The organism is Myxococcus stipitatus DSM 14675, from assembly GCF_000331735.1.
Classification (GTDB): Bacteria; Myxococcota; Myxococcia; order Myxococcales; family Myxococcaceae; genus Myxococcus; species Myxococcus stipitatus.
The window spans coordinates 7,317,049-7,337,673 of sequence record NC_020126.1; the positions used below are offsets into that span (position 1 = coordinate 7,317,049).

Sequence of the window (20,625 nt, forward strand, 5' to 3'; positions counted from 1 at the left end):
CGTCGAGAAGCACATGACCCTGGCCTCTGTGATGCCCAATCCGCCCGAAGCTTCGCCTCCGTCCACCCCGGCCCCCGTGCCTCCACGCCCCAGCCTGGGCGCGCGCCTCTGGAAGTGGACGAAGCGGCTGCTCATCACCGGGGCCGTGGGCCTGGTCCTGTGCCTGCTCGTCGCCGTGGGCACGTACCTCTACTTCAGCCGCGACCTGCCCTCGGTGGACACGCTGCGCAACTACCAGTTGCCCCAGGTCACCAAGGTGACGTGTGGCGACGGGAGCATCTGCGCCGAGTACGCCTTCGAGAAGCGCACCGTGGTGCGCGTGGAGGCCCTGCCGTCGCACGTGCGCGACGCGTTCCTCGCCGCCGAGGACGCGGACTTCTACAAGCACGTGGGCCTGGACCCCTTCGGCATCGCGCGCGCCACCGTCAAGAACCTCATCCCCGGCAGCACCAAGTCCGGCGCCTCCACCATCACCCAGCAGGTGGTGAAGAACCTGCTGCTCACGCCGGAGCGCAAGCTGTCGCGCAAGATTCGCGAGTGGATTCTCACGCCGCGCGTCGAGGAGGCGCTCACCAAGGACCAGATTCTCGGCCTCTACATCAACCAGTCCTACTACGGGCAGCGGCGGTACGGCCTGGAGGAGGCGGCGCTCTATTATTTTGGCAAGAGCGCCAAGGACTTGAGCGTGGGAGAGGCCGCCGTCCTCGCGGGCACGGTGCAGAGTCCGCACCGCATCAACCCGGTGACGAACATGACGCGGGCCAAGTCCCGCCAGCGCTACGTGCTGCGGCAGATGTCCAACCAGGGCTTCGTGCCGTTGAAGATCGTGGAGGGGGAGCTGGACAAGCCCATCGTCCTGGCGCCCCGCCCCAAGCCGAGGGTGGGCCCGTACTACGCGGAGGAGATTCGCCGCACCCTCATCGAGCGCTATGGCGAAGAGGCGGTGATGCGAGGTGGCCTGCGCGTGGACATCGCCATGGTTCCGCACCTCCAGGTCGCCGCGGAGCAGGCGGTGCGCGACGGGCTGGAGGCGATGGACCGGCGCCAGGGCTACCGAGGTCCCCGCGGCACGCTGGAGGACGCGCGGTGGGCGCGGCTTCGCGGCATGGTCGTCACCCGCATCGAGGAGGCCGGTCGCCGGCAGAAGGACCAGGGCTACGTCGCGGACCTGTCGCCGCTCGCGCAGGTGGAGAAGCCCGCGGAACCGAAGCCCGGCGCCGTCACGGAGGCCGAGGTGGAAGGCGCGGAGGAGCAGCGCCCGGACCTGTCGTCCGAGGACGAGGCCCCTCCGTCGGAGGAGGAATTGCTGGTGGGCGCGGTGCCCTTGCAGCCGCTGGAGGAAGGGCTGCGGCTGACGGGCTACGTGTCCGAGGTCGATGAGAAGCGCAACATCGCGCGCGTGGACCTGGTGGGCCGCACCGCGGAGGTGGCGTACTCCACCGTCACCTGGGCCCGGCAGAAGGGAAAGAGCGCGCCGAAGAACATCTCGGACGTGTTCGCGAAGGGGCAGCTCGTCTTCGTGCGAGTCCTGAAGGCGCCGCCCGCCCCGGCCTTCGTGGAGGCCGCGCTGGACCAGATTCCGGAGGTGCAGGGCGGCCTGGTGGCCATCCGCCCGGACAACCGGCACGTCGTCGCGCTGGTGGGTGGGTACGACGCGGCGCGCTCGTCGTTCAACCGCGCCACCCAGGCGAAGCGTCAGCCGGGCTCGTCCTTCAAGCCGTTCCTCTACGGCGCCGCGATGGCGAGCGGACGCTACACGCCGCTGTCCCAGGTGAACGACGCGCCCGAGGCGATTCGCGACCCGTACACGGGCAAGACGTGGAAGCCGCAGAACTACGACCGCAAGTTCGAAGGCCCCATGACGCTGCGCCAGGCGCTCACGAAGTCGAAGAACACCGTGTCGGTGCGCCTCATCGAGTCGCTCACGCCGCCCACTGTCATCGACTTCGCGCGGCGGGCGGGCATCCACTCGGCCATGCCGGAGAACCTCACGCTGGCGCTGGGCACCGGCGAGGTGACGATTCTGGAGGCGGTGAACGCGTACGCCACGCTCCAGGCCAATGGCCGCTACGCGGAGCCGCTCATGCTGCTGCGCGTGCGCGACTCGCGCGGCAAGGTGCTGGAGGAGCATCAGCCGGGCTTCGAGGAGACGCTGCCTCCCGCCGTCGCGTACCTCACCACGTCGCTGATGCGCAGCGTGGTGGAGGAAGGGACCGCGAAGGCGGTGCGCGAGCTGAACCGCCCCGCCGCGGGCAAGACGGGCACCACGCAGGAGTCTCGGGACACGTGGTTCTCCGGCTACACGATGGACTACGTGGCCAGCGCGTGGGTGGGCTTCGATGACAACTCCCCCATGGGGAGCAGCGAGACGGGTGGACGCGCCGCGCTGCCCATCTGGCTCCACTTCATGCGCACCGCGCACGAGGGCCTCCCCGCGCGCGACTTCGAGGTGCCCTCCGGCGTCCTCCAGGTTCGCATCGACCCCGTCACGGGGCTCCTCGCCGGGGCATCCGTTCCGGGCCGGGTGGAGCCGTTCCTCGATGGCACCCAGCCCACCGCCGAGGCCCCTCCGCCGGGCCAGGTGACCACCGACGAGTTCTTCCTCAACGAAGGCAACAGGAAGGGCCTGTGAGCCGAGCCCTGGTTCTCGTCCTCGCCTGGGGACTGTGCGCGTTCGCGGCGCCCGTGTCCCCTTCCACACCGGACAACAGTGCCCCCGCGGTGCAGCGCCTGTCGCAGGCCCTGGCCACGTCGGTGCGTGCGTTGCCCGCGGAGGCGCCTGTCGCGCTGTATCTCTCGGGTGGCTCGGCCGAGCTGCGGCGCGCGGTGGGAAGTGTCCTCGCGGGACGCCTCGCGGCCGTGGGGCTCGCACCCACGCTGGTCGATGCCCCGAGCGCGGAGGCGGCCGAAGGGGTGGCGCGTGCCCAGGGGGCGCGCACGCTGGTGCGGCTGACGCTGGATGTGGAGGCGGGCGCCCTGCGCGCGCGGGGAGATGCGCTGGGCACGTGGGTCAACTTCTGGTCGGGCCGTGCGCCCACGCGTCCGGCGAAGCCTTCAGGGGCGCTCGCCGAGTCGGTGGACGCGGACGCGGAGGTGCTGGCCCTGGCTTCGCTGGGTCTGCCTCCGACGTCGACGGGCTCACCGGAAGGGCCCACCAAGAGCATCCGATTGCTGGGCGCCACGTGGGTTCGACTCGAGCAGCCGGTGGCCGCGCTCGCCGCCGGGGACCTGGATGGGGATGGCCGGGATGAAATCGCGGTGATGACGGAGGCGGACGTGTCCGTCTTCGGCGCGGATGGGCGGCTGCTGGCGCGCAGGGAACTGAGCGCCCTGCCCTTCTCGAGTGCGCCCACTCGCGAGCCCTTTGGGGTGATGGCCGTGTTGCCAGGACCGCCTCGGCTGGCGGCGTGGAGTTCGCGGCGTGCGCAGGGGGAGGTGCTCGTGTTGGACAAGGGGCGCGGCACGCTGCGGCCCGTGGGCCCTCTCGACGGTGCGCCGTTGGGAGCCGTGGAGAGAGGGAGCTTCGTGCCGGGCCAGACGTCGTTCCAGGCCGAGGTCCGGTCCGCCGATGGCAAGGTCCAGGTGCTTCCCGCGCCCTTCTCCACCGCGAGCCTCGCTCCGCCTCGGATGCTCTTCGTGCATCCGGATGCGACGGCGTCTCTCTATGCGCGCCCGGGTGCGCCTCCCACGCGCCTCCTGGGACTGGGCACGGGCAGTGCGCTGGGAGACCTGGATGGCGACGGCACGCCCGAGCTGCTCACCACGTCGGCCCTGCTCCAGCCGGCTCCGGATGTGCTGCGGGTCCACTCGCTCAAGGCGGAGGACCCCGTCGCGCACGAGCCGCTCTGGCAGGGCTCGCTCCCCCCGGGCCGGGCGCTGTTCGTGGTGGTGGCCGACCTGGATGGCGATGCGCGCCGCGAGGTGGTGGTGGGGCTGTGGAAGCCCGACGGCACCGGAGAGCTGTTCCTTCTTCGCCAGGGTGCGCCATGACGTCCCGCTTCAGTGTCGCGAGCCTCGTGCTCCTGGGCTCCTTGTCCGCGCTCGCCGCGAGCCGTCCGCGCTATGGCGGCGAAGTGCGCGTGGCCCATGCCGGGCCTCCCGAGGTCGGCGAGCCTTCGCTCGCGGATACGCCGCTGGAGGCCACGCTCCTGGGCCTGCTGTCGCGGCCCGTCTGCTCGGTGACGGCCGAGGGCGAGGTGCATCCCGCGCTCGCGCGTGAGCTGTCGCGCCCGACGCCGCAGGTCTCGCGGCTGACGATGCCCACCGCGACCAGCGCGGGGGCGATGGCTCGGGCGTGGATGCGGCTGGCGAGTGCGGAAGGTGCGTCGCCGTACCGTGCCCTGCTCTTCCCGCTGCGCGGAGAGGGGCGGCAGATCAGCGCGAGTGGCGCCACGCTGGACCTGGCGCTCGCCTTCCCGTGGCCCGACCTGGAGCGAGGGCTGTGTCATCCGGCGCTGGCCGCGCCCGCTTCGGCGGCGACTCCGGGCCCCTTCTCGGCGGCGGGGCGCGGGGCGTTGGATGCACAGCTGGGTTGGCCTCGTGGCCGTCCGTATCTCGACCGGCTGCAGCTCACCGCCACGGATGAGCGAGGACTGGCCCGACTCTGGTCCTCCCGACAGGTGCAGGTGGAGCTGGGAGTCTCATCCGAGACGGACACTGTCTCGGGCCCGTTGCTGTATGCGACGTACCTCGCGTTCTCGCCCCGGCGTGTTCCCGCGGACTTCCGGCAGGCGGTGGAGAGCGCCATCGACCGCGAGGACCTCACGCGCCTCTTCGTGCATGGCCCCGCGGCGCCCATGCCCCATCTGTTGCCGCCGGCGCTGATGCAGCAGGGCCCCAAGCCTCGCCCCTCGGCGCCCGCGGCGAAGACGTCTCGCACGGTGACGTTGGTGTACGACGCGGCCCTCGACGACCAGCGCGCTGTGGCCGAGCGCATCCAGGTGAAGCTGCATGAGCGGGGCTACACCGTGGCGCTGGAGCCGTTGGCGCGTGCGGCGCTTCGCGCGCGGTGGGCCAAGGGTGAGTTCGAGCTGATGCTGCATGCGCTGCTCCTCCCTCCGGCGCCGGGCCCCGCGTTGGCGGTGGTGCTGGATGCGGCGGGTCGCAAGGACTTGTTGGGCGTGGAGCTTCCGGCCATCGGCTCGCTGCCGGACGCGTCGGCTCGGGATGCGAGGGCCCGCGACCGCGCGTTGGCGCTGGGTGCATCGCTGCCGCTGGTGCCCTTGTATGCGCAGGGGTTGGGGGTCCGGGCGATGGCGGAGGTGGGTGGATTGGTGATGGATGGGCAGGGCCTGCCGTCACTCGATGGGGCGTACCTGCTGCCTCCCGAGGGTGCGGGTATCGGAGGACGGCCTTGAAGCGCACGCGGCCCCTTGTCGCCTGGCGGTTCGATGGGAGTTCTCCTTGCGCTTGAGGGCTCGACTCGCGCTTGCCTTCGCGCTGCTGGCTCTCGTTCCGCTCGCGGTGGTCGTCCTGCCCACCCTCTCGCGACTGCGCGACACGTTGTCGCGAGAGCTGGACGCTCGCATGCAGGCCGCGACCGCCAGCGCCCAGGAGTCGCTGGAGCGTTCGGCCACCACGGCTCGCCGCGCGGTGGAGGAGTTGGTGGAGAGTCCCGCCATGGAGGACCTGGCGCGGGAGGCTCGGGAGCGGCCCACTCGCGCCATCCAGGCGGGGACGGCCGAGGCATTGATGAAGACGCGTGGGCTCACGGTGCTCGCGCTCTTCGACCGGGGCGGCACGGTGTTGTCCTCCGGCCACCTCCCTGCGCGACGCGGAGACCCGGACCCGGCGCTCTTCGCCGTCACTCGCGAGACATCCTCCAAGCCCGTTCCCGTGCGCGTGGACGTGCGCACGTCGTCGGGACTGAGGCAGATGCCCGCGCTCGTCACGGCGCGGCCGGTGGACTACGGCGACCTGCGGCTCTGGGCGGTCGGAGGCGTGCTGCTCGACGAGGGCCTGGCCCAGCACCTCGCGCGACTGACGCAGGCGCAGGTCACCCTGGTGTCGGGTGATGCGGAGTTCGCGCGGGCGGGGACGGCGCTGCCGCCCACGGTGTCGCGAGAGGTGCCCCTGGGCGAGGCCGCCACGGTGAAGCTCGTCTTCAGCCGTGCCGCCGCGCGAGAGGCCGAGGAAGGCGTCATGCGCGCGTTCCTCCTGCTCGCGGGACTGGGCGGTGCGTTCGCGGTGCTGTTGGGATTGCTGGTGTCGCGCTGGATGACTCGGCCGGTGGAGGCCCTCACCGAGGGAGCGCGGCGCGTGGCGGAAGGCGCGCTGGATGTCCAGGTGACGGCCGTTGCCTCGGGCGAGGTGGGTGAGCTGGTCCGGACGTTCAATCACATGACGTCCGAGATGAGGGCGACGACGGAGCGGCTGGTGGCGAGTGAGCGCATCGCCGCGTGGCAGGAGGTGGCTCGGCGGCTGGCCCACGAAATCAAGAACCCGCTGACGCCCATCCGGATGTCGCTGGAGACGTTGCTCGCGGCGCAGGAGGCGCGGCATCCCCGCTTCCCCGAGCTGTTCAAGGAGAGCGCGGGTGTGGTGCTCGAGGAGGTGGACCGGCTGCGGCGCATCGTCGACGAGTTCAGTCGCTTCGCGCGGATGCCCAAGCCGCAGCTGGCGCCGGTGGACCTGTCCGAGCTGACGCAGAGCGTGCTCGCGCTCTACTCGACACCGCCCGAGGGCATCCGGATTCTTCCGGCGCTCCAGACGGGAGTGGTGGCGCGTGTGGACCGGGACATGCTGACGCAGGTGTTGGTCAACCTGGTGAAGAACGCCGAGGAGGCAATGGCTGGCAAGGGCGGTGACTTGCGCGTCCGAGTGAAGGGCACCGACGCGGACGCCGTCATCGAGGTCGAGGACAGCGGGCCGGGCATCCCCGCCGAGCATCGGGCGCGCATCTTCGAGCCGTACTTCACGACGAAGGAGGGAGGCACGGGGCTTGGGTTGGCCATCGCCGCGCGAATCCTCCAGGAGCATGGCGGCAAGCTCGAGGTGGGTGGAGAGCCGGGCCTCGGCGCGCGCTTCAGCATCGTGCTGCCGCGCTCGGAGGGCATGGGCATTTCGGCCCCCGTGCCCGTGTCATAGCGCCTGGCGCGATGGGGGTCGCCTCGTCGAGGCCCGTGAATGGCGGAGCCTGTCGCGCACCCGCCGCCAATGGAAGTACAGCTCCCCAGCGCAGGGACCGTAAGCAGGAAGCCCGAGGCGATGAATCGCCCCGGGCGCGCGTGTTGCTCAAGCCACTGAGCGCGGTGAGGTCCGCTACGCCCGCGCCACGGGGCGGCGCATGTCGAGCACCCGCCGCCGATGAAACCCCTGCACCCGAGCACGAAGCCCGAGGCGCCGAATCGCCGCGAGCTCGCGTGTTGCGCACGGTGTCGGCGAGGCGCTCCGCGCCTTCACCGCGTGGCGACGCCTGTCGCGCACCCGCCGCCGATGGCAACACTTCGCCCCAAGCTCAAGGCCCAGAAAGCACGAAGCCCGAGGCGATGAATCGCCCCGGGCTCGCGAGTTGCTCACGACGTCGGTCGTGGGCTCAGTCCTTCACGGGCGTGGCCTTGAGCGCGGCCTTGCCTTCCTTCACGTAGACCTGGAAGCGCACCGTCTTGCACGCGTACTTCTGGACGAGCTGCTCCCGGTTCTTGCGCAGCTTCTGCACGAACTTGTCGTACGTCAGGCCGTCCGCCGCCTCGCCACAGCGCTCGCGCGTGGTGACGAACTCGCGGAAGACCTCCTGGAAGTGCTGCTCCTCGGAGAGCGCCACCGCGGAGTTGCCCGAAGGCCCCGCGCCCGGAAGCGGAATCGCCGCCGGTGAAGGCGCCCGAGCCGGCAGCGGAATCGGAGCATCCGGCGGCCGCGCGCTGGCCTGGAGCAGCTCGCGAGGAATCGCCGCGACCCGCGTCGTCTCCGGGTTCTCTGGAGACTGCGCCGCCGCCAAGGCGAACGGGTTCGCCGCCTGCTGCAGCGAGTACGCCGCCGTGGGCTGGTCCTCGAAGGCGAAGGCCCCACGCCGAGGCGACGCCGGAGACAGCGAATCCCCCGACGCGGAGTAGTTCCCCGCATCCGACTCGAACGGCATGGACGGCGCCGCGCCGAACGGAGTCGCCGGCGGAGCATACGCAGGGGCCGGCGGCGCCGCGGGAGGCGGCGCGGGGAACGGGAACGCGTCCGCCGCGGCGAACGGGTCCCCCGAACCAAACGGATTCGCCTGGGCTGCCGGCGCCGGAACAGGCGGAGGCAGCGCGAACGGGTCTGCCAGCGGCGAGGGCGGCACCGACGCGAACGGGTCCGCGCCAAACGGCTGCGCCGCCGGAGCCGGGGGCGCCAGGGAGAACGGGTCCGCCATCGGCGGAGGCGTCGGCTGGGAGAACGGAGTCGCCTGCGGCGCGGGCGCCGGAGGCAGCGACGCGAAGGGGTCCGGCAGAGGGCCCGGCGTCGGCGCGGCGGCCATGGGCTGCTGCATCGCGGGCTGCGGCGGCGGAGCCATGGGAGCAGACGCCTGCGCCGCCATGGCCGCAGACAGGCTCAGCGTGTCGGAGCCCCCCTGCGAAAGCCCATCGTCACTGGAGCGAGCCCCACCGCCCATCAGCGCGGTCCACACCAGCGTGAGGACCAGCAGGCCCACCAGCGCCACCACCGCGCTCTGCTGGTACGCCGCGAGCGCCCCCAGCACCGACTGCGTCCCCGCCACCGCGAGGACATCCAGGGACGTGCCCTGCAGCGAGCGGCGAGACCCCACCGACAGCGGCGCCTGCCCACCCATGGCATCGCCCTCCGTCAGCAGGGGCAGCGACACCGGGCCCAGGGTCTGGAAGCCACCCCGGCGCAGCACCACGCCATTCGAGTTCGCCACCACCTGCGTCAGCGAGCCTTCCGCCAGGAGCTTCTCGGGCCCCACCGCGGTGATGCTGTCACCCTTCACCAACCCGAGCGCCGTGACGCCCGTGGCCTGCACCGCGGCCTCCAGGGCGCCCTCGTCGAACAGCGGCGCGCCCACGACCAGCGTCACCGCCGGCTGCATCCCGAAGTCTCCGCCCCACAGCACCGGCACCGAGGCGAACACATGCGTCGTCCCCAGCGCCTCCACCACCGTGCTCCCCGCCTTCGCCAGCGCGGCGACGTCCAGCTTCGCGGCGTCGGAAGAAGGCTCCGCGCCCGCGACGGCATGGAACGCGGCGTCCGGAGCGGCCAGCGCCACCACCACGCCCTTGAGGGCCTTGGGCACCCCGGCGTCGACGGCGGTGCGCACGGCGGCGAACCGCTCGGCTGTCAGCGGCTGGAGGGCCGCGCCCGGGGCCTCGTCCCGGTCCTTGTCCCGAGGGGACGGACGGACGGCGGCCGTGGGCTTGGGGGGAAGCAGCGCATGCACCGCGGTCGCGACTTCCGGCGTGGCGGCCAGCTTCAGCGCCAACGCCTGAATCTCGGCACGGCGCGCGTCCACGAGACGCGACACCTCGGAGATGCCCGAGGCGGACTGAGCCGTGGCTCCCTCCACAGCGCGTGCACGCAGCGGTCCCGACAACATCGGGAGGTGAGCAAGCCCCAGTCCGATGACCAGGAACGCGAAGAGGAGGAACTTGAGGCGGACCATCGCCGTCCTTTAGCCCATGGGTGAAGGGTTCCGCTTATAGCGTTCACCATTCGGACCCAGCAAGATTCGGGCAGCGGACAACGTGGGCCTGGTCGCCCGGCGGATGACCAGGACGACCGGGGCCCACCTACACCGAGTCACGTCTCCGGCTAATAGTTGGGCACGTTGGCCGCGACGTCGTCGGGCAGACCGGCGGTGTGGACGTCCCGGCGCCGCTCCACGGCCCGCCTCAGACTGCGCTCCAGCCGGTCACGCGCCGCGTCGATGGCGTGGAACAGGGTCTCCGCCTTCTCCGTGATGTGGACCGGCGCGAAGTTCGGCATCCGCACCGTCACCCGGCACTCCTTGTCCACCCCTCCCTTGGGGCCGTTGATGTCCACCAGCGCGATGTCGACCTCCGCCGCTTCGTCATCGGCGTAGCGCTCGACGTGGCGCACCAGATGCTCCTGCAGGTACTCCCTCAGTGGCCCCGTCAGCGTCAGATGCACGCCCCGCATCAACACCTTCATGCAGTCACCTCCAGGGCTCAAAGATGGACAGCGCACCGCCCGCGGGTGAGGGGGGCTCCTCCACTCGCTCGCCCTCCGAGCGACGAGGCACGGCCGCGCGTCCCACCGCGGCGGACGATTCCGACAAGTGCCAGGGTTACCCAGACGCATGGGTGCCGAGCGAATCAAGGTCCTCCTCGTGGAGGACGACGGGGACAGCCGGGAGCTCCTGGCGGAGCTGCTGGAGTTCGAGTTCGACGTGGTCACCGCCACCGACGGGCTCGCGGGCCTCCGGGCCTTCGAGAGCGCGCGGCCGGACGTGGTGGTGACGGACGAGTCGCTGCCGGGACTGTGTGGCACCGAGCTGGCCCAGCGGGTGAAGGCCCACTCGCCCCGCACGAAGGTCATCCTGGTGTCCGGTTACTCGGAGGTGAGCGGCGCGGGGCACTGCGACCTGGTGCTGCGCAAGCCCATCGACGTGGAGCAGCTGAGCCGCGCCGTGGGCAGGCTGGGAGACGAGGCCCGCCAGTGGGCAGGGGACGACGCTCGGCAGTGAACGGAAGGACTGGCCCCAGGTGTCACGCAGGGACACCGGCCTTACCATGTCCCTCCAGGACGGCCACGGGCAGGAGGGAGCGACATGAAGTACTGCGCCAGGTGCGGCTCGGAGTATCGGGATGACGTCGAGCGATGCGAGGGCTGTCCAAGCCACCCGCCGCTGGTCTCCGCCGAGGAGATGCACAGCCGGGGGCTTCCCTTGCCGCACGAGCTGGACCGGCGCGTCTTCGTGCGCGCCGCCACGACGGACAACCCCCTGATGGTGGAGGTGTTCGCGGAGCTGCTCGAGGAGCGGGACATCCCGGTGTTCATCCGCGCGGGGCGCTCCGGCGTGGTGGACAAGCTGACCACGGGCAACCTGCTGCCCTGGTGGGAGATCCTGGTGCCCGAGGGAGAGCAGGAGCGCGCCGCCCTCCTCGTGGAGCGGGAGCGGGCCCAGGAAGCGGCCACCAACGACGAGGCCGTCCGCGCCGCCGAGGAAGAGGAGCGGGAGACGGAGCCCGACGCCTCGCCTCCGCCCAGCCCGTGAGTCTCAGGGCGCGCGGCCGAGCATCGTCGCGTCGGGGCGATGGACCTCGAAGAGGCTCACCCCGGTGACCTTCCACTTCGCGTAGCGCGAGTTGCGCAGGAGGAAGGTCTCCAGGTCCTCGTCGACCACGCGGTTGTAGCCGCCGCGCGACGCGTGGCGCAGGTAGGTGCGGCCCTTGCGCTGCACCACGAAGCCCAGGTGCGTCATGCGCGTGGCCTTGAAGGGAAGGTCCTCGCGCAGCACCACGAGGATGGTGCCCGAGGGGATGTCCCGCGCGTGGGCCTGCACCCGCTCGAGCGGAATCATGTCGAACGTGTAGGTGCCCACCGGCTGCCGCGACTTGGGGAGCTGGAGCGACTGCGACGAGCGCGACTGCCACGTCGAGGCCGTCAGCGTCTTCGTCGCCTCCACCACGTCCGAGCCGCCCCACCGACGTGTCACATCGAGCAGGAAGCCCTTGCGGACGTTGTTGGGCAGCCACTGCGCCTCCATGAGGTGGTTGCGGTCCTCGTAGGTCGGCGACTGGGCGTAGCGGATGTGCTCGAGCAGCGGGGCGACCTCCGGCTCGGCTTGCGCCAGCCCCAGCGCCAGCGACTGCTCGACGAAGGTGAGGCAGTCCACCGCGTCCAGGCGGAAGGTCGGGTCCGGGTCCACGCCGGAGCCCTCGCCCAGGGGAGACAGGACATAGGGCGTGTTGACGAAGCGCTCGCTCATCGACAACAGCCGCTGCGGCAGCGGCGCGTCCGTGGACTCGGCCACCAGCGAGGAGAACGCACTCGCGTCCAGCCCGGCCCAGCCGTTGGCCCGCGTGGGCTGTCGCGCCGCCGCGAGGGGGGCCGCCTGCGTGAGGAGCGAGGCGGCCAGGACCACCGCCCACGTCATTGCGCCACGCCCGCCCTTCGCAGAATGGCCTTGCGGCGATCATCCTGGAGCTGGAGCGTCTCCAGCTCCTTCTCGTACGCCAGCTTCTCCTCGCCCTTCGCCTTCCACGAGGCCAGCACCAGCCAGTCGAGCATGGACGCGTCGCCGCCCTGGAAGAGGACGCGCGCGGCGCCCGCGGCCAGCCCTCGGTCCTTGTCCTCCAGCAGCGGCTTGATGGCCACGCTCGACTTCTTCGCGGGGACACCCTCGAACAGCTCCAGCCCCTGCCGGCGCACGAAGCGGTCCTCCGCGCTCAGCAGCTTGTTGGCGAAGGCGAAGCCCTCCGGCGCGCCCAGGCGGCACAGGCCGCGCGCGGCCGCGAAGCGCGTGCTCTCCGAATCGCTGGTCAGGTACTCCTTGAGGGGCTTCACCTGCTTCTTGTCGCCACTCTCTCCCACGGCGGCGAGCATGGCGGCGCGGACCTCCAGCTCCTGCTCCGCCTTGGCGGCCGCCATCAGCGGCTTGCCCACCTTGGGATTGTGCGACGCCCCCAGCGCCTTGGCCGCGTCGCGGCGCACCCCGCTGCTCTTGTCGTTCAGCAGGGGGAGCAGCACCTGGACGTTGCGGCTGTTCAAGCGCGCCAGGCCCTGCGCGGCGTACATGCGCACGGTGCTGTCGCCGTCGCCCGCCAGGCGGACCAGGGCGGGCTCCGCGGCGCGCGTGTCGAGCCCCGCGAGCACGGCCACGAGGTTGCGGCGGACCCTGTCCTCCAGCACGCGACGCAGGGCGTCGGTGATGACGTCGGCGGCGTGGGGCTCCTCACCCAGGTAGCGCAGGCGGGAGACGGCCGCGGGGACGGCGCCCCCCTGGATGACCGCCTGGATGGCGCGCTCCGAATCATTGCGGCGCTCGGTCCGCTTCGCGGCGGAGCCTTGCGCGGCCAGGGCCACGGGGGACAGGAGCAGGGTGACCAGCAGCAGGATGCGGGCGGGCAGGACGGACGGGAGCACGGGAGTCGGACCATGGCAAGGAGGGGGGCCGCCGTCAAAGTTCCGGGGTGGGCCGGGCCTCCTGTGACAGAGGGTCTGCCCGATTCTTGACCCCCCAAGAGGCGATTGATACGACCGATGCGTCTTTTCCTCCTCTAGAGGCGCCACCCTATGAAGAAGCTGACGGTGCTGGTGGCAGTGGCGGGGGCGCTCGCCGCGTGCGGCCCCGTGAAGTCCACCGCGAACATCCTGGACGCGGAGGTCCAGATTCAGGCCGCGCGCACGGCCGGGGCCGACAAGCTGGCCCCGTACGAGTGGACCGCCGCCAATCTGTATCTGTCGAAGGCGCGCGAGGAGGTCGGCTACTCCGACTACCAAGCGGGCGTCGACTTCGCGGTGAAGGCCTCCCGCTTCGCCAACGAAGCACGTGAGAAGGCCATGTCCGAGGCGGGCAGCGCCGACACCAGCGAGCGGAGCCCGAACCCGTGACGCACCGAGCGCTCCCGATGACGCGTCCTTCCCTTGCAGCGTTGCTGACGTTCCTCCTCGCCGCGGGCTGTGTGAGCGGCAGCAAGATTCGCGCGGACACCCAGGTGCTCGCGGCCGACGTCGAGCGGGCCCGCCGCAGCGGTGCCTTGCGCTGCGCCCCGGTGGAGCTGGCCACGGCGGAGGCCCACCTCGACTTCGCCAAGGGTGAGCTGAGCCAGGGCAACAGCGGGCGCGCCGCCTCGCACGTCCGCACGGCCGACGACGCGGTGGACCGCGCGCTGGCGATGTCGAAGAGCTGTGGCCCGCGCCAGGTGATGGTGCGCGAGCGCCCGGAGCCCCAGCAGCCTCAGACGCCCGTGGCCACGAAGGAGACCCCGCAGCAGCAGGTGGTGGTCCGCATCGAGGAGACGGACAACGACGGCGACGGCGTGTTGGACAAGGACGACCCGTGTCCGGACCAGGCCGAGGACAAGGACGGCTTCCAGGACCAGGACGGCTGCCCGGACCCGGACAACGACAACGACGGGGTGCTCGACGCCAACGACAAGTGCCCGCAGGACGCGGGCGTGGCGGAGAACCAGGGCTGCCCGGCGGAGGCGCCCAAGGACCGTGACGGCGACGGCGTCTTCGACAACGCGGACAAGTGCCCGGACCAGCCCGAGGACAAGGACGGCTTCCAGGACGAGGACGGCTGCCCGGAGCTGGACAACGACAACGACGGCATCGTCGACACCGCGGACAAGTGCCCCAACGAGACGGGCTCCATGCAGAACATGGGGTGCCCGGACAAGGACGGGGACGGCGTCAACGACGGTCAGGACAAGTGCATCGACGAGCCGGAGGACAAGGACGGCTTCCAGGACGAGGACGGTTGCCCGGACCTGGACAACGACGCGGACGGTCTGGCGGATGCGCAGGACAAGTGCCCGAACGAAGCGGGCCCGCCGGAGAACAGCGGGTGCGCGGACAAGGACACGGACAACGACGGCGTGGTGGACCGCCTCGATGCGTGCGTGAGCGACCCGGGCACGAAGGAAGAGCGCGGCTGCCCGAAGCAGTACAAGAACGTCGTCATCAAGAAGGACCGCATCGAGATCAAGAAGCAGATTCTCTTCGGGTCCGGCTCCGCGAAGATCATCGGCAAGCAGAGCACCGCCATCCTCGAGGACGTGGCGCAGGCGCTGCGCGATGCCCCGTGGATCCACAAGCTGCGCATCGAGGGTCACACCGACTCGATGGGCAAGGATGAGACGAACCTGAAGCTGTCGCAGAAGCGGGCCGACGCGGTGATGGCCCAGTTGCTGCGGCGGGGCATCGACCCGGGTCGGATGGAGGCGGTGGGCTACGGAGAGACGCGCCCCATCGCGCCGAACACGACCAAGGCGGGCCGCGCGCAGAACCGGCGCACGGAGTTCAACGTCGTCCAGCAGTAGCGCTCCCCTGCCCTGGCCCCCGAGGCCAGGGCCCGAGGAGAATCGGCGCCTCCCGGGCACTCGTCCCGAGGAGGCGCTCGCATTTTCAGGGCACGGACGGGTGGCAGGCGGACAGCGCGACGGAGGGGCCCTCCGTCAGGGTGGAATCAGACAGCCCCAGCCCGTGTCCCGGCCTCAGTCGTCCTTGAGCAGCTCGTGGAGGACCTCGGTGGCGTACGAGCCCCGAGGCAGCTCGAAGGTGAGCCACAGGTCCTCGCCATCCGGAGTCAGCTCGGGCGAGCCCAGGCGCACGCGGTAGGGCCTGCGCCCTCCCTCCGTCTCGCCACCGCCGCGCTTGAAGTCATCCAGCGTGACACCCTCGCCCACGAGCAGCCGGGCCTCGACTTCGGCCACCTCGCCCCCCGCCGCCGTCATCTTGGGGCCGAACAGCGGCCCCGCGGGACTCACCTCGAAGGAAGCCACGCGAGGCCCGTCCACCTCCGGCGCCTCGCACACGAACAGGCCGCCCGTCTCTTCCTTGCGCAACACGTCGCCCAGGAGCGCGGTGGACAGCGTGCCCGCGCGCACCCGGTCCGCGAGGGCCCGGTTGAAGATGCGCGACTGGAAAGCAGAGAGGTACAGCTTGCGCTGGAACCGCTCCGGCCGCTTCGGCAGCCGCTGTCCCAGCACGAGCATCCGGCCCAGGTCCGCGTTGTCGCCCGCGCGGCCGAAGCGCTGCTCACCGAAGTAGTTGGGAACCCCGCTCGCGGACAGGCGGGAGAACGTCTCTCGCGCGGCGCCCACGTCACGCACGCCTCGCAGGCGCAGCCGGAAACGGTTGCCGCGCAGGTGGCCCGTCCGCAGCTTGTTGCCGTGCCGCTTGGCCCACAGCACCTGCACGCCCTCCAGCGAGAAGTCGCCCAGCTTCGGCTCGCCGCGCGCGGGCACCGACAGGAGCTGACGCGTGACGGCCTGCCGGTCCTTCATGCCCGCGACGCCCACGTCGTCCTCGGACACGCCCAGCGCGGCGGACAGCGCGCGAACGACCTCACGCGTGTCGCGGCCTCGCTTCTCCACCCAGAGGTAGAGGTGCTCACCCTCGCCCGACGGGAGGTAGGCCGGAATCTCCTCGACCTCGAAGTCCTCGGGGACCAGCTTGAAGGCCCCCCCACACCCCGGCACATCCGCCGTCAACCTCGGCCACTCTGAATCCGTCGTCACGGCCCCTCGAGCGTCGCCAGGAGCTCCTTCACACGGCGGGCGAGGTCCTCGTCCGCGCGCGACTCCAGGAGCTCACCGGCCTGGAACAACAGGAAGAACATCACGTCGCTCAGCGCCTGCTTGAAGGAGGCCATCGGCTCGCTTCCCAACTGGGCGCGATGCTGCTCGAAGGCCTCCATCAGCTTCGCCTCGGCCAGGCTGCCATCCGCCTGGAAGGCCAGGCCCTCCAGCACGGGGGACGACGACAAGCCCTGTCCGGCGAGCGCGGCGTTGGCGGCGGCGATGAACTCGCGGTCCATCCCCTGCTTGGCCACCTCGTCGCGAATCTCCCGGAAGATGAAGTTGAACACCCGCGCCACGGGGCGAGGGTCCACCGCCGGCACTCCACCCGCCGCGGCCTGTCCCGGCTCCGCCTCACGGGGCTGCGCGGCCGTCAGCCCCACCGGCGTGGGCACAGGCCCCGCGGGCACGAGCAGCGGCTTGTCCGTCACGGAGGCGAAGCCCCCCTCGAGCAGCCGGTACACCACCTTGGTGATGTCGAACTCGGACAGCCGGGCGGCATGGCCCAGCTCGAGGATGGTGCGCCGGCCATCCAGCAGCCCCAGCACGCGGTCCTCGTCCTCCTCCAGCTTCCCGTCCGAGGCCCGCTTGCGCGCCACGTACAGCCGGCCGTGCGGGATGCGCTTCCGGAAGTGCGCCATCTCGTCAATCTTCCGGATGCTGTCCATCAGCAGGCTCTGCGTGGAGAGCTGGATGGAGTGGCTCGCCTTGTCGTCCACCGGCTGGTCGATGAGGAAGAAGCTCCCCTCCCGGCACAACACGATGGCGTGGAAGATCTCGCTCACCTGATGGGTGACGCACTTGAAGAGGTCGTGCGCCTTCAGCAGGCCCTTCTCCACCAGGGCCCGGCCCACCTTGGACGGAGGCTGGCCTCGCAGCGCGGCTTCCACCTGCGCGCGGTCCACATAGCCCAGGCGCACGAGTACCTCGCCCAGCCTGTCGGACGGGTCATCCGACGACGCGCCCCGCACCTCTCCATCGCGGAAGGTGACGGAGCGCTCTCCCGCCGGCGAGTGGACGCGGATGATGCCGCTCCACCGCGACTGGCTGAGGAAGGCCATCAGGTCCGACAGCGGGAAGCCCGCCGCGTCGCCGGAGAGCACCACGCGCGGCGCGGCGATGGCGCCGCCCTCGGAGGGGCCTCGTGAGAAGACCAGGAGGTCCGGGGACGTGGGCATCAGCGCGTACGTCCCCGAGCGCCCCGTCAATGGAGACGGGCTCTGGCGGTCCTCGGGGACGAGCTGCCCCGCGTCGATGCGGAACCGTTGCGTCATCGCCGCGTCAGTCGGCGGCCCAGGCGTTCTTGTTGGACTGCCACTCCAGCTCGTCCTCCAGGCTGTGCTGGAGCAGCTCCTCCTGGACGAAGCTCAGGTCGACCGAACGGCCGTTGAAGTACACCGACGGCGTGCCGCTGAGTCCGGCGGCGCGGCCCTGGGCGCGGAAGCCCTCCAGCTCCTGCTTGTACGCGTCCGACTTCAGCACCGCCGCCAGCTTGTCCCCGTCCAGGCCCAGCTTCTTGGCCAGGGCGGGAAGCGCCTCGGGCTTCAGGTTCTCCTGCTGCTCGAAGAGGGCGTCGTGCATCTGCCAGAACTTGCCCTGGTCCCGGGCCCACAGGGCGGCCTGCGCCGCGGGCACCGCGTTGACGTGCATGGACAGGGGGAACGGCAGGTAGCAGAAGCGCACCTGGGACGCGTTCTTCTTCGCGAAGCCCTCCAGGATGGGGCGGGCCTTGGCGCAGTACGGGCACTCGAAGTCGGAGAACTCCACCACCGTCACGGGGGCGGACGCGCTCCCCATGCACATGCGCTCGTCCACCTTGAACTGCGAGCGCTGCTCGCGGAACGAGCCGTAGTACTGCGACAGCTGGATGATGACCTCGGTGCCGGGACTGCCCTCGGACACCATGCGCGCGGCCACCCGAGCCATCCGCTTGGCGTGGCGGCAGCCAGTGTGCGACTTCAAACAGGCGCCCAGGGTGTGCGGACAGCCGCAGTAGCAGAACTCGTCGCTGAGGACGGTGGCCAGCTCCCGCTTGGACGTCGAGGACAGCGAGGAGAAGTCCATGCCCGGGATGCCCGACAGGACCGCCGAGGGGTCCGACGCGGCGGCCGCGGGCTCCACGGGGGGAGGCGGCGCGGCCGGAGCCGGAGCCGGCGCGGGGGCCGGAGTCGAGGTGGGCGCGGAGCCCTCCGGGTTCTTGCAACCCCAGCCCGTCAGCGCGACGGCGGCCAGCAGGGGAATGACACGCTTCCAGCAGGAGAGGAGCACGCGGCGGGTCTTAGCCACGCGCGCGGGGCTTGTAAAGCAACGCAAGCCTTGGCAAGGGGGGCATTCTCCCCTCATGCCCAGAGTCCTGCTCCTCCACACCGGTGGCACCTTGGGGATGGCCGGTGGCCGTCCCTCCGCGCTGCGCCCCGCCGCCTTCTTCAAGACGCTCAAGGCCCGTGTGCCGGAGCTCTTCCAGCTCGCCGACATCGAGCTGCAGCTGTTCAGCAACCTGGACAGCTCGGAGATGCAGCCGGAGCTGTGGCAGCGCATGGCCACCCACCTCCACCAACAGCTCCCCCACTTCGACGGGGCCGTGGTGACCCATGGCACGGACACGCTCGCCTACACGGCCAGCGCGCTGTCGCTCATGTTGCGCAACCCACCCTGCCCCGTGGTGCTGACGGGCTCGCAGCGGCCGCTGGGCGAGGTGCGCTCGGACGCGAGGCTCAACCTCATTGACGCGGTGCTCTCCGCGCTGGAGGGCCCGCGCGAGGTCACCATCTGCTTCGACTCGCACCTCTATCGAGGCAACCGGGCGCGCAAGGTGAAGGTGGCCGAGTACGACGCCTTCGACAGCCCCAACTGCCCCGTGCTGGGGACGCTGGGCGTGGACGCCACCTTCGAGCCGGGGCTGCGCGCCAAGGGGCCCTTCCGCCTGTTCGAGAAGCTGGATCCACGCGTCCTCCTCCTGAAGGTGTACCCGGGCCTGGACCCCGCCCTGCCCCTCCAACTGCTCCCCCACGTCCGGGGGCTGATTCTGGAGGCGTACGGGGCGGGCAACTTCCCCATCGACCCGGAGCTGGGGCGCTCGTTCATGCCCCTCTTCACCCAGGCGCGAGAGCGGGGGGTGCCGGTGGTCGTCGTCAGCCAGGCGCACCGCAATGGGGTGGACCTCAGTCTCTACGAATCTGGGGCGGCGGCCCTGGCGCAGGGGGTCATGGGCGGCGCGGACATGACCCCGTCGGCGGCGCTGGTGAAGCTGATGCAGGGGCTGGCCTACCATCCCCGCTCCCCGGAGGCGCTCGCGCGGTTCATCCAGACGCCGGTCGCCGGGGAGCTGACCGTCGGACGGCCGACAGTCGAGCCTCCGGCGCGCGGCAAGCGCGGATCCACGCGGCGGACGAAGGCGGAATGAGGGTTCGTGGCGCGGAAGCCGGTTGCATGCTTGCCGCCATGAAAAAACGGCCCATAAGATGGGTGGCGCGATGTCCGAGGAGAAAACTTCCGTCCATTCCATTTCGGACCTGCTGGGCAACGCCCAGCGGCAGAGCGCTTATCTGATTGTCATCAGCGCCAAGTCCGCGGCGGGCATCGGACGGATGTTCAAGCTGGACCGGTCCGAGGTCGTGCTGGGCCGCAGCTCCGAAGCGCAGTTCCAGGTGGAGGACGACGGCATCTCCCGCAAGCACGCCAAGGTGGTGGCGCTGGGGGATGGTCGTTTCCAGCTGGTGGACCTGGCCAGCACCAACGGAACCTACCTGAACGGCCTGAAGGTCAACGCCGCGCCGCTGTACGACGGCGACAAGATTCAGATTGGCTCCAACACCGTCCTCAAGTTCTCCATCCAGGACGAGCTGGAGGAGCAGTACCAGCGCAGCATCTACGAGTCCGCCACCCGCGACGGCCTCACCCGCGTCTACAACAAGAAGTACTTCCTGGAGACGGTGCGCAAGGAGTTCAGCTACTGCCTGCGCCACCGGGTGCCCCTGTCGCTGGTGCTGTTCGACGTGGACCACTTCAAGAAGATCAACGACGCGTATGGACACCCGGCGGGCGACTACGTGCTGACGCGCATTGCCCAGCGCGTGAGCGACACGGTGCGCACCGAGGACCTGCTCGCCCGCTACGGAGGTGAGGAGTTCGCGCTGATGCTGCGCGAGTCCGCCGAGGACCAGGCCCTGGCCTGTGCCGAGCGCTGCCGCCACGCGGTGGACAAGGCCGACTTCGTCTTCGGGGGCACGCCCATCAAGGTGACCATCAGCCTGGGCGTGGCCACGCTCCTGGACTCGGACTTCTCCCAGCCCGAGGACCTCATCGCCGCGGCGGACAAGTACCTCTACCGGGCCAAGCGCGCGGGCCGGAACCGCGCGGACGCCAAGGCCATCAGCGGCCCCTGACCCCTCCCCTCCTCGGGAGGAGCGGCGCGGACTCCACGGAGCGC

General features: G+C 70.9%; 17 protein-coding genes. 10 read left to right on the top strand and 7 right to left on the bottom strand.

Annotated elements, in window-relative coordinates:
• The first annotated feature begins 13 nt into the window (after positions 1-13).
• The 4 genes from MYSTI_RS28165 to MYSTI_RS28180 are packed head-to-tail and all read left to right on the top strand — an operon-like array spanning position 14 to position 7,086.
• Positions 14-2,632 carry a penicillin-binding protein 1A gene (locus tag MYSTI_RS28165; protein ID WP_015351210.1) on the top strand — a complete coding sequence of 873 codons (2,619 nt, stop codon included), beginning with the start codon at positions 14-16 and terminating at the stop codon, positions 2,630-2,632.
• A complete protein-coding gene (locus MYSTI_RS28170; RefSeq protein WP_015351211.1) occupies positions 2,629-3,990 on the top strand; it encodes a hypothetical protein in 1,362 nt (453 codons plus the stop codon). Before MYSTI_RS28165 ends, MYSTI_RS28170 begins: the two co-directional genes overlap by 4 nt.
• Positions 3,987-5,357, top strand: a complete 1,371-nt coding sequence (locus tag MYSTI_RS28175) for a periplasmic substrate-binding domain-containing protein (protein ID WP_015351212.1) — start codon at positions 3,987-3,989, stop codon at positions 5,355-5,357. Before MYSTI_RS28170 ends, MYSTI_RS28175 begins: the two co-directional genes overlap by 4 nt.
• Positions 5,358-5,403: 46 nt before the next feature.
• Complete coding sequence (locus MYSTI_RS28180; RefSeq protein WP_015351213.1) at positions 5,404-7,086, top strand: ATP-binding protein; 1,683 nt, start codon at positions 5,404-5,406, stop codon at positions 7,084-7,086.
• Positions 7,087-7,534: 448 nt separating this feature from the next.
• On the opposite strand, the gene MYSTI_RS28185 is transcribed toward MYSTI_RS28180, so the two are convergent.
• Both MYSTI_RS28185 and hpf read right to left on the bottom strand, forming a co-directional pair.
• A complete protein-coding gene (locus MYSTI_RS28185) occupies positions 7,535-9,589 on the bottom strand; it encodes an MXAN_5187 family protein (RefSeq protein WP_015351214.1) in 2,055 nt (684 codons plus the stop codon).
• 149 nt (positions 9,590-9,738) lie between these two features.
• Positions 9,739-10,098, bottom strand: a complete 360-nt coding sequence (gene hpf / locus MYSTI_RS28190; RefSeq protein WP_015351215.1) for a ribosome hibernation-promoting factor, HPF/YfiA family — start codon at positions 10,096-10,098, stop codon at positions 9,739-9,741.
• 148 nt (positions 10,099-10,246) lie between these two features.
• Here hpf and MYSTI_RS28195 point away from each other — a divergent pair, with 148 nt between their 5' ends.
• Positions 10,247-10,633, top strand: coding sequence for a response regulator (locus tag MYSTI_RS28195; RefSeq protein ID WP_015351216.1), 387 nt, complete (start codon positions 10,247-10,249; stop codon positions 10,631-10,633).
• Positions 10,634-10,717: 84 nt separating this feature from the next.
• The gene (locus MYSTI_RS28200) at positions 10,718-11,164 is read left to right on the top strand and encodes a putative signal transducing protein (RefSeq protein WP_015351217.1); all 447 of its coding nucleotides are present in this window, start codon (positions 10,718-10,720) and stop codon (positions 11,162-11,164) included.
• 3 nt (positions 11,165-11,167) lie between these two features.
• Here MYSTI_RS28200 and MYSTI_RS28205 read toward each other — a convergent pair whose 3' ends face one another.
• Together MYSTI_RS28205 and MYSTI_RS28210 are read right to left on the bottom strand one after the other, a co-directional pair.
• Positions 11,168-12,046, bottom strand: a complete 879-nt coding sequence (locus tag MYSTI_RS28205; protein WP_015351218.1) for an N-acetylmuramoyl-L-alanine amidase-like domain-containing protein — start codon at positions 12,044-12,046, stop codon at positions 11,168-11,170.
• Positions 12,043-13,035, bottom strand: coding sequence for a HEAT repeat domain-containing protein (locus tag MYSTI_RS28210; RefSeq protein WP_015351219.1), 993 nt, complete (start codon positions 13,033-13,035; stop codon positions 12,043-12,045). Before MYSTI_RS28210 ends, MYSTI_RS28205 begins: the two co-directional genes overlap by 4 nt.
• 150 nt (positions 13,036-13,185) lie before the next feature.
• On the opposite strand from MYSTI_RS28210, the gene MYSTI_RS28215 reads away from it, so the two are divergent.
• Together MYSTI_RS28215 and MYSTI_RS28220 are read left to right on the top strand one after the other, a co-directional pair.
• Positions 13,186-13,503, top strand: a complete 318-nt coding sequence (locus MYSTI_RS28215) for a DUF4398 domain-containing protein (RefSeq protein ID WP_015351220.1) — start codon at positions 13,186-13,188, stop codon at positions 13,501-13,503.
• A gap of 17 nt (positions 13,504-13,520) precedes the next feature.
• The gene (locus MYSTI_RS28220; RefSeq protein WP_015351221.1) at positions 13,521-14,936 is read left to right on the top strand and encodes an OmpA family protein; all 1,416 of its coding nucleotides are present in this window, start codon (positions 13,521-13,523) and stop codon (positions 14,934-14,936) included.
• 174 nt (positions 14,937-15,110) lie between these two features.
• Here MYSTI_RS28220 and truD read toward each other — a convergent pair whose 3' ends face one another.
• The 3 genes from truD to MYSTI_RS28235 are packed head-to-tail and all read right to left on the bottom strand — an operon-like array spanning position 15,111 to position 18,464.
• The gene (gene truD, locus MYSTI_RS28225) at positions 15,111-16,136 is read right to left on the bottom strand and encodes a tRNA pseudouridine(13) synthase TruD (RefSeq protein ID WP_015351222.1); all 1,026 of its coding nucleotides are present in this window, start codon (positions 16,134-16,136) and stop codon (positions 15,111-15,113) included.
• Positions 16,133-17,470, bottom strand: coding sequence for a DUF4388 domain-containing protein (locus MYSTI_RS28230; RefSeq protein ID WP_015351223.1), 1,338 nt, complete (start codon positions 17,468-17,470; stop codon positions 16,133-16,135). Before MYSTI_RS28230 ends, truD begins: the two co-directional genes overlap by 4 nt.
• Positions 17,471-17,477: 7 nt before the next feature.
• Positions 17,478-18,464 carry a DsbA family protein gene (locus MYSTI_RS28235; protein WP_044281476.1) on the bottom strand — a complete coding sequence of 329 codons (987 nt, stop codon included), beginning with the start codon at positions 18,462-18,464 and terminating at the stop codon, positions 17,478-17,480.
• 73 nt (positions 18,465-18,537) lie between these two features.
• Here MYSTI_RS28235 and MYSTI_RS28240 point away from each other — a divergent pair, with 73 nt between their 5' ends.
• Both MYSTI_RS28240 and MYSTI_RS28245 read left to right on the top strand, forming a co-directional pair.
• Entirely contained in the window at positions 18,538-19,599 is a 1,062-nt protein-coding gene (locus MYSTI_RS28240; protein WP_044281477.1) for an asparaginase, read from the top strand.
• A 70-nt stretch (positions 19,600-19,669) separates the two neighbouring features.
• Entirely contained in the window at positions 19,670-20,581 is a 912-nt protein-coding gene (locus MYSTI_RS28245) for a GGDEF domain-containing protein (protein ID WP_015351226.1), read from the top strand.
• The last annotated feature ends 44 nt before the right edge of the window (positions 20,582-20,625 follow it).